Origin of the sequence: Candidatus Rhabdochlamydia sp. W815 (assembly GCF_018642185.1) — a bacterium.
Lineage (GTDB): Bacteria > Chlamydiota > Chlamydiia > Chlamydiales > Rhabdochlamydiaceae > Rhabdochlamydia > Rhabdochlamydia oedothoracis.
This window is the reverse complement of the sequence record NZ_JAAVTY010000062.1, coordinates 1-8,637: the sequence shown is the minus strand read 5'-3', so window position 1 is coordinate 8,637 and position 8,637 is coordinate 1. Positions and strand designations below refer to the sequence as shown.

Genomic DNA, 8,637 nt, shown 5'->3' with positions numbered 1-8,637 from the left:
TAGATATTTTGAAATGTAGGATAAACGACAAGTTTCAAGTCGTTGACTTAAATCCCATTAAGCTAGCCGTTTGAATCGGCACTAGTATAGATCAGGGCTTACGCATGAAGAATTTCCTTTGCACCTACCAGATCTAATAAATAATCTTTACGACATGATGCAATGAAGCGTCGTTTACCTAAACTGACCTTGCTTGTCTTATCTTTTTGTAAAAGATTCAAAGTAGCCCGTCGAACTATAGATAGATTTTCAGCTCCAGTTCCTTCAATAATCACAGCTAGCTTCTTCCGGTATAACGTCCTGTGCTTGTTCAAAAAAGTTATGAGCTTCTGCATGTAAGTGGTCTTGATTGCCTTTAAGGGCAATAACATAATCTCCTCCCTGGGAACAAATCTGTTCTACTACTATTTTGTGACAAACGGCTGCATCGATTGTTACAACAACTCCTTTAATATAGTAAGAAGGCTTTGAATGGTCTCTATTTCCTTTCCTTTTTATACTCCTTATGAAAAAGGAGCCAGAATCATTTTTTATCTCTCAATTATCAAGCAAAATCTTCATGCGTTGGCCCTGTATATCAGATATAAATTAATAATCAATTAACAATTGTATAGTATAATTATTATTAATTAACATTAATAGATTCATTTAAATGAAAAACGAGAATATGACAAAAATTTTTTTAGAACCTTCTATTCAGGTCTTACAAAACACCACGATAGATAATCCAAGAGATAACCTAGAAAAAGAAGACATAAAAAATTGTTTTAATAATTGTAAACCTAATGTTTCTCAAAGCCATGTTACCCTTGATTCAAAAAACGTAGAACAAGTATGGATGCCTGCTTTTTTTACTTTATCAGTAGACCCTAGTTTTACTGAAGACGGAAAGTTTTTGCTAAAAAATGCGCATGTAGAACATTTGGTAAAAAGCAATCAAAAATTTTTTTTAAGCTTTCCTCGTTGGATAAAACAGATAATTAATTATATAAAAAAGTATTTTAATTCATCTCAAAAAGACTGGAGAATATATACATGTTTTCAAGATCTAAAAAAGATAGAAAAAGAATGGAATCTGATTGCTAGATCTATGGGAATAACTTACGTACCTGATACGGATGAGGGGACTATATGGCAGCCTAAAGCTTTTTATCTATTCCAAAGAGTAGAGAATCAATTTTATGAAAAACTGTCAGAGATTGGAAACTTAATTTACGAAGAAGATGATAAAAAACGTATGTTTCCAAGCGAATTATTTTTACCTATGCATAAGTTATATGCTCCGCAAAACCCCTCTTGGAATATAGAAAATATTTTACAATCGGCAAAGAAGGGAGAAGCGATCGAAAATTTGGATATAGTTCGTATTGCTGAATTCGGTTACCAAACGCTTTCAAAGAATGTTTGTAAGGGAACAGATTTTTATATGTCTCATTCATTATTTGCAAATGATATAAAAGATTATGCAAATAGTTTGGTAGTAGCCATAAGAAAACTAAGACGTGCTTTACGCGAAGAAGAAGATCTTCATAAATATGAAGAACTATTCAATGAATTTAAAACTTGTTGGAATGCTTATATAGATTCTAATCCGCTTTTACAAGAATTATCTATAGTGTATTCAAATAATAATTTCTTTAAAGATTTCTATAATTTTTTAGAAAAATCTACTCAAGACATTCTTTATCCTAGGTCAAGTGATGTAGAAGATTTTACAAGAAGATTTACGGTTCCTTGTGATAAGTATAAAAAAATAGGCTATAAAAAAGTAGAAAAAGCATTCAAAAAATTATTACCCCATTCTTCTACGACAAAACTTTTAAAAATACAAGAAGAGCTAGCTAGAGCTAACTCTATATAAGGTTTAGTTGTTGTGTGCTAAAAATTCACAAATTAACGGTACATTAATCAAGATAGGAAAAGGCACCTGGTCGATTGCAGGAGATACGAGAAGTTGCCCTGAAAAAGCACCAGCATCCAAAGAGAGGTATTCAGGAATCTCACCAGACCTAATTATGCTTTTTTGGATTTTATCATTTTTTTGAGACTTTTCTTTAATGGAAATCGTCATTCCCGGACGGACAAAAAAAGACCTGCGGTCTACTTTCTTACCATTTACCAATACATGTCCATGAGATACTAATTGCTGAGCTGCAAAAATAGTCGGCGCTAATTTTAAGCGGTAAACCATATTATCTAATCTGCATTCTAATCTCTCGATAAAAACAGCAGGGGTATTTCCCTTTGCTTTTGAAGCTTCTTTATAGTAGCGCACAACCTGAGTGGTTGTCAGCATACCATAAACAGCTTTTAACTTTTGTTGCTCTTCTAGCTGAAGGCCATAATCAGACTTTTTCTTTCTTTTACTTCCATGCATTCCCGGAGGATTTGGCTTATGTAGTAACGGATTACGAGCTTTGCCGAATATATTTGCCCCAAAACGTCTTGCGACACGATTTTTTGGGCCGGTGTATCGAACCATGGTAATCTCCTAATAAGACTGCTTATTTTAATGACATAAAAAGATGTATCCTAATCTACCCGTGATTTTTTGTAAATGGAGCTTTTTTTGTTAAAAAATAATCTATGATATTGTCAGGTTTGCTTTTCAGCGCTATACTTCTCTTTTAAACAAGGGTATTGACTTATGCAAAAAGATTATTGGATTATAGCCTATTATATATTTACTCCTATTGAAGACCCCTTAAAAGAGGTACAGAGGCAGCAAAAATTTCTAGAAAATAAAGATATTAAGTGTCGGATCTATATTGCTCATAATGGGATTAATGCCCAAATAAGCGGTTGTAAAACCGATGCTCAAATCTACCTAGAGTGGATGAAAAAGGATGCACGTTTTAAAGAAATTTCTTTTAAAATAGATTTTTACGATGAGCATGTATTCCCCAAAGCCTGCGTGAAATTTCGGAAGCAGCTTGTAGCTTTAGATGAAGAGGTGGATTTAGAATTAACAGGTACACACGTTTCCCCTAAAGAATGGAAAGAGATGTTGGAAAATCGCGATGAAAGCGTTTTGCTAATCGATGTGCGCAATCAATATGAATGGGAACTGGGTCATTTTGTGGGAGCTGAGCTTCCTTGCTTAAAAAACTTTAGAGATTTTTCTCCCTATGCAAAAAAATTAAAAAATCATTATGACCCTAACCAGACAAAGGTCATGATGTACTGTACTGGTGGTATTCGATGCGAACTGTATTCTGCTCTGCTAAAAAAAGAAGGTTTTTCTGAGATCTATCAGTTAGATGGTGGTGTAATTAATTATGGAAAACAAGAAAGTACCGCACATTGGAGAGGCAAGTTATTTGTATTTGACGATCGCTTATCCGTTTGTATAGATGAAAAAGTAGATGAAGTAATCAGCCATTGTTCTCATTGCAAAACAAGTAGTGATACATATTATAATTGTGCAAATATGGATTGCAATGAGCTTTTCTTATGTTGCCTTACTTGTGCAGAAAAATTCAAAGGCTGTTGTAGTGATACTTGCATGTCTGCTGGTAGGGTAAGGCTTTATCAGGCGGTCACGCGTCCTAAGCCTTTTCGTCGGTATTCCTCCAAAGAGAACGGATTAAATTAAGCATGAGTTTTTGTGTGTCATCAAGCACAACGGTAAGTCCTGGTTTGATTCCCTCTTCGGAAAGTTCAAAGGCTTTCATAGTATTGCAAATGCGACCATCAAGACGTATGCCTATCCCTTGAATGCCGATCATGTTTCCCCAATCTGCAAACATGGTAAGGGTTAGCTCACATGCGGTAATCAGGAAAAAGACTTGCTTATCTGGATGGGCAAAAATAAGCTCGAAGCACTTTTCTCCAATATAATGAACGGTAGGAATAAATAAAGGAATGATATGAGCTCTATTAGGTAGAGCATTTACCGCTTTACCAATAAAACACTGGCGACATACCGGATGATTGGGATCGTGAATACAGTCAGCTGAAAACCGTTTTGAAGGGCATTCAAAAGGTTTATGACAATAGGAAAATCCTATGACAAGAAGATGGTTTTTATGACAAGCTAAGCGCTTTTCAAAGGTGGCCAAATCTTTTACCCCATAAAAGAAAAGATCTTGGTCTCGAGAGTAAGATTTTGTAAATAAAGAAGAGATAAAACGATAGCTATGTTTTATCGGCGCACGAAAAAAATAGCGCCAAAAAATTTTTTTCTTATCGCGGGTGAGTAAATATTTTGTACTTTTCCATGTAAGATTGCAGGAAGTGTCTTTGGTAATACCAGGCATTTGTGGAAGAGAGGAGAGAGTTTTCAACGGATGGGTTTTTTGATAGGATTTTTGCCCTTGATCCCATTTTTCTTCCGCTTCTTCCCAGCTGGATTGGTTATTCCAAATCTTCAAGTTATGATTCATAAACCATGAATATAGTTTAAAAGGAGATATTTGTGTCAGAGCTATTTTATCATTTAGATATTTCTCAAAAATCTCAAATGGTTATTACACTACCAAAAAAATTTTCCCAGAGAAAAGAAACCTTGCTAGCAGCTAAATCCCTTTTAGAAAAAAACGCACTAGATCTTTTATGGAAACAATTACCTACCCATGTAGAAGAGGGAATAAGGTTTCTTATCTCCTCAGGAATTGCATTTGAATTACTTAAGCTTCTTAGTGGCACAGGTAGATTGCTCTATAAAGGACAAAAGATCATTATCGATCCTTTTACAAAGGCAGAAGGATTTATTCAAGCAAAAGCCTTAAATGAGACACAAGTAGAAATCTGTGCAAGATTTAAGCTTGGTAGACAAGAAGAGCCTTTGGCCAGCTGTACAGCTGTTTTTTGGGGAAGTCCTCAATGGATTCTCTATGCTGGAGTTGTACGTCTATTAGACACAGAAGTGTCTTTAAAATGGCTAAAAATTCCAGAGACTATCTTACAAAAAAAAGAACTACAGGAGTTTCTAGAAGAAAAAGAGGGCATAACCTGGTTAGAAGAAATTTCAAACGATCCTTTGCCTTTTATTTGTTTAACAGATCGACATGGAGGATTTGCCAATTTATGGTTTGATTATGGAATACGAGGAAAAATACCAGCTTTTGAAGAAAAAGAGTTTTTTTGGCGTAAAAAGACCCTAGAAAAGCAATGGGAACAAGACCTATTAGAAACCGATTTTAGCAAAAAAAAAGTGGGGGATTCTTCTTATTATTGTCCGCTAGATAAAGTAGCCAAAAGTATTACATTTTTAATTGAAATCGGCTGGAAAGTATTTGATCATCAAAACAAGCAAGTGGTTTGTTTAGGACAAGAAACCCTATTGTTAGAAGAGCGCCCTCAAGCTTGGCTTGTACGCGCTGAGTTTGATTATCAAGGTCATAGAGCTAATTTACAACAGGTAATAGGGGCTTTTAATCGTAGATCTTGCTTTGTAGAATTAGCTGCTCATACAGTCGGTCTAATCGATTTGAAAAAAATAGAAGAGAAATGGGCAGATCTTTCAGAGTTAGAGTTTGATCAAGAAGGAGTCTACCTTCCCTTTAGGCAATTAGGATTGCTCTCTGAGGAAAAGAATCCTCTAGAGATCTTTAAGCACTTAAATCATGCTCTTCAACCAGTTGTTCTAGGAGAGAAATTCAAAGGGCAACTGTTCACTTATCAGAATCAAGGGTTGATCTGGCTTTCTTTTCTAGAGAAAAATCAAGTAGGGGGGCTTTTAGCTGATGAAATGGGTTTAGGTAAAACCATCCAAGTAATAGCCTTTCTTTCACAACTAGAGCTCAAACAATCTTGTTTGATTGTAGTTCCTACGTCTTTATTATTTAATTGGCAAAATGAATGTGCTCGGTTTTTTCCTAGCTGCCCGATTCGTATACATGCAGGCAAAGAGAGAATAAAAACCCTTCCCTCTATCCCATCAATCATTCTTACTTCCTATGCTGTTTTACGTATAGACCAGGTATTGTTTACCTCTTTAGATTTTCAACTGGTTATCTTAGATGAAGCACAAGTCATTAAAAACCCAGATAGTCAAATAGCTGAAGTCTGTTTTCAGCTGCGATCAAAGATGCGAGTGGCTATTACAGGGACACCTATAGAAAATAGACTAGAGGATTTCTTCTCGCTTTTTTATTTTCTTAATCCAGGCTTATTAGGTGAGCGTAAACAGTTTCAAGCAGAAGCGCTTGCATCTCAAGTAGACAGTCGTTATTTAAAGCGCATACAAAAGCTCATCAGGCCGTTTATTTTGCGTCGCACAAAAAAGCAAGTAGCGCTTGATCTTCCAGAAAAACTCGAACAGACCATTTGGGTAGAAATGAGCGAAGAGCAGCGCAACATTTATGAAAAATATCTACAGTCCACGCGTGTTAAGCTCCGATCAAAAGGTACCAATCAACAAATGCAGATTTTAGAAGCCATTTTGCGCCTAAGGCAAATTTGCGCCCACCCTTTGCTAGTAGATCCTACTGCCCAAGATCTCTATCAATACAGCGGGAAGTTTTCCAAAGTTATGGCTGATTTAGCAGAAGTGATAGAAGAAAAGAGAAAGGTTCTTTTTTATAGTCAATTCACTTCAATGCTACATTTGATGAAAAAAGAGGCTCAAAATCGGAATTGGAAGTACGTCTATTTAGATGGGAGCACAAAAAATCGAGAACAGGTTGTATCTCAGTTTCAAGAAGACGACCAAACCCTTCTTTTTTTTATTAGCTTAAAAGCAGGAGGAGTTGGTTTAAATTTGACCAAAGCCGACTATGTCTTCCTGTATGACCCTTGGTGGAATATAGCAATAGAGAATCAAGCTATTGATCGAGCCCACAGGTTAGGAAGGTCTAACCAAGTGATTGCTAGGCGTTATGTAACCGCTTTAAGCATTGAGGAGAAAATCATGGGCCTTAAAAAACATAAGCAACAGCTCTCTCAAACCCTTATGGAAGATTTAAGCAATATAGAAGCCCTTTCTTTAGAAGATTTGATCCATCTACTAGATTAAAACCAAAAGTTGAGCTATAGAGCCTTGCTCTATAACTCATATTTCTATATATTTGAGTTATAGAAGAGAGGTCTATAACTCATGCCCTGGAACTGGGAATTACCCGACTGGCCCCAATTTAGCTACCATCTCGACCAAATAGCTTTAAAAGAAAGGCAGTTTCTTTTAGAAGTAGACACTGCCTGCGCCTTTCTAAAAAATATAGGAGATCAGGAATACAGCCGGTTTGTCGTAGAGATTCTTAGTTTGGAGGGTTTAGAAAGTGCGAGAATTGAAGGAGAGTTTCTTGATAGAGAAAGCTTGCAATCATCGATTAAACAACACTTTAGCTTACGTGCATCTCCCAACCAAGAGACCAATAAAGAATCTCGAATGGCTAAACTTCTTTGTGATGTTTATCAATCCTTTGATCAACCATTGACTCAAGAGATGCTCTTTAGATGGCATTTCGAACTGTTTAATAATCAATCAAATATTGATTGTGGAAGATATCGCACTCATATTGAACCCATGCAGATTGTTTCTCATCGATATGGCTCTTCAAAGGTTTTTTTTGAAGCTCCCTCATCAGTAAAAGTTCCCAATGAAATGGCAGCATTCATTAATTGGTTTAATTCTACAAATGCATTGCTATCTATTCTAGGAAAAGCGGCCATTGCTCATGTGTATTTTGAGAGCATTCACCCTTTTAAAGACGGAAACGGCAGAATTGGCCGTGTTTTAGTGGAAAAGGTTCTTTCTCAAGGCATTGGACACCCGGTATTAATTGCTGTTTCAAAAGTATTAGAAAAACAAAAAAAAGAATACTATACAGCTATTGAAAGATGTAATCGCACTCTAGAAATAGATCATTGGATTGCATTTTTTGCAGATGTGATCTTGCAGGCTCAAAGTCAATCGATGAACCTTCTTTGCTTTTTGATTGAAAAATCAAAGCTGTTGACAGCTCTTTCTGGACGACTCAATCCACGTCAGGAAAAGGTTTTATTGAGGATGTTTGCAGAGGGCCTAAGCGGTTTTCAAGGGGGATTGAGTGCTGATAACTATATTGTGATAGCAAAGACCTCTAGAGCAACAGCAACACGCGATTTAGCAGACCTAGTTCATAAAAGGGCCTTAGTAAAAACCGGAGAGCTTCGCCACACCCGTTATTGGTTAAACCTGCCCATAAGAATTAATCCTCTTCTTTAAGATCTTGTTCGATCATTTCCTTAGCTGCAAATTTAAGTGTTTTGAGCCCTTCAACAAAGCCAATTTCTTTAAGTAAAATGTCGAGATAGCGCAGTTCTGTCTGAAGCTGGTCATTGACCGACTCTAGTTCGGAAATCTTTTTTAACAGTTCTTCTTTTTTCATAAAATCTCTTCAATTAGGCAAAAAGGGGGTAAAATAATGCCTTTGATTTATCTGTATACATACTTAAACAAGGCTTTTTTAAGATATAGATGAAATGAGTCAATATAAAGTTTTTTGAATATAACTCATTTATTTGTAGTTAATTACAGGTATTAAAAAAATAGTTTTTTAAATAAGTTAATACATGTTTTAATTTAAGTTTTCATAATTAATTAACAATTGTTTGTTATATAGTTATTTAAAATATTATTGATAAAGTTGTATATTTTTCTCCAACAAAATATATGGAGGTAGAGAAATGCCTAAACCTTATTCAATGGATCTA

General features: G+C 35.6%; 8 protein-coding genes. 4 read left to right on the top strand and 4 right to left on the bottom strand.

Annotated features, from left to right (window positions below):
• Positions 1–98: 98 nt before the first annotated feature.
• Positions 99–314 carry a hypothetical protein gene (locus tag RHOW815_RS05220; protein ID WP_215217277.1) on the bottom strand — a complete coding sequence of 72 codons (216 nt, stop codon included), beginning with the start codon at positions 312–314 and terminating at the stop codon, positions 99–101.
• Between the two features lie 353 nt (positions 315–667).
• Between RHOW815_RS05220 and RHOW815_RS05215 the strand changes: the two genes are divergently transcribed.
• Positions 668–1,861 (top strand): hypothetical protein, encoded by a 1,194-nt coding sequence (locus RHOW815_RS05215; RefSeq protein WP_215217276.1) that lies wholly within the window; start codon positions 668–670, stop codon positions 1,859–1,861.
• A gap of 3 nt (positions 1,862–1,864) precedes the next feature.
• Here RHOW815_RS05215 and rpsD read toward each other — a convergent pair whose 3' ends face one another.
• Positions 1,865–2,482: a 30S ribosomal protein S4 gene (rpsD, locus tag RHOW815_RS05210; protein WP_215217275.1), complete on the bottom strand. Its 618-nt coding sequence runs from the start codon at positions 2,480–2,482 to the stop codon at positions 1,865–1,867.
• A gap of 165 nt (positions 2,483–2,647) precedes the next feature.
• Between rpsD and trhO the strand changes: the two genes are divergently transcribed.
• Complete coding sequence (gene trhO / locus RHOW815_RS05205) at positions 2,648–3,595, top strand: oxygen-dependent tRNA uridine(34) hydroxylase TrhO (RefSeq protein ID WP_215217274.1); 948 nt, start codon at positions 2,648–2,650, stop codon at positions 3,593–3,595.
• On the opposite strand, the gene RHOW815_RS05200 is transcribed toward trhO, so the two are convergent.
• Positions 3,549–4,385 (bottom strand): hypothetical protein, encoded by an 837-nt coding sequence (locus RHOW815_RS05200; RefSeq protein WP_215217273.1) that lies wholly within the window; start codon positions 4,383–4,385, stop codon positions 3,549–3,551. The genes trhO and RHOW815_RS05200 overlap by 47 nt on opposite strands.
• Positions 4,386–4,417: 32 nt before the next feature.
• On the opposite strand from RHOW815_RS05200, the gene RHOW815_RS05195 reads away from it, so the two are divergent.
• Together RHOW815_RS05195 and RHOW815_RS05190 are read left to right on the top strand one after the other, a co-directional pair.
• On the top strand, positions 4,418–6,958 hold the full coding sequence (locus RHOW815_RS05195; protein ID WP_215217272.1) for a DEAD/DEAH box helicase: 2,541 nt from the start codon (positions 4,418–4,420) through the stop codon (positions 6,956–6,958).
• 81 nt (positions 6,959–7,039) lie between these two features.
• Entirely contained in the window at positions 7,040–8,149 is a 1,110-nt protein-coding gene (locus RHOW815_RS05190) for a Fic family protein (protein WP_215217271.1), read from the top strand.
• Here RHOW815_RS05190 and RHOW815_RS05185 read toward each other — a convergent pair.
• Complete coding sequence (locus RHOW815_RS05185; protein WP_215217270.1) at positions 8,133–8,312, bottom strand: hypothetical protein; 180 nt, start codon at positions 8,310–8,312, stop codon at positions 8,133–8,135. The genes RHOW815_RS05190 and RHOW815_RS05185 overlap by 17 nt on opposite strands.
• Positions 8,313–8,637: the final 325 nt, after the last annotated feature.

Coding starts and splice junctions, on each gene's coding strand:
- trhO (WP_215217274.1), top strand. CDS start 2,648: ATGCAAAAAGATTATTGGATTATAGCCTATTATATATTTACTCCTATT.
- RHOW815_RS05215 (WP_215217276.1), top strand. CDS start 668: ATGACAAAAATTTTTTTAGAACCTTCTATTCAGGTCTTACAAAACACC.
- RHOW815_RS05200 (WP_215217273.1), bottom strand. CDS start 4,385: ATGAATCATAACTTGAAGATTTGGAATAACCAATCCAGCTGGGAAGAA.
- rpsD (WP_215217275.1), bottom strand. CDS start 2,482: ATGGTTCGATACACCGGCCCAAAAAATCGTGTCGCAAGACGTTTTGGG.
- RHOW815_RS05185 (WP_215217270.1), bottom strand. CDS start 8,312: ATGAAAAAAGAAGAACTGTTAAAAAAGATTTCCGAACTAGAGTCGGTC.
- RHOW815_RS05190 (WP_215217271.1), top strand. CDS start 7,040: ATGCCCTGGAACTGGGAATTACCCGACTGGCCCCAATTTAGCTACCAT.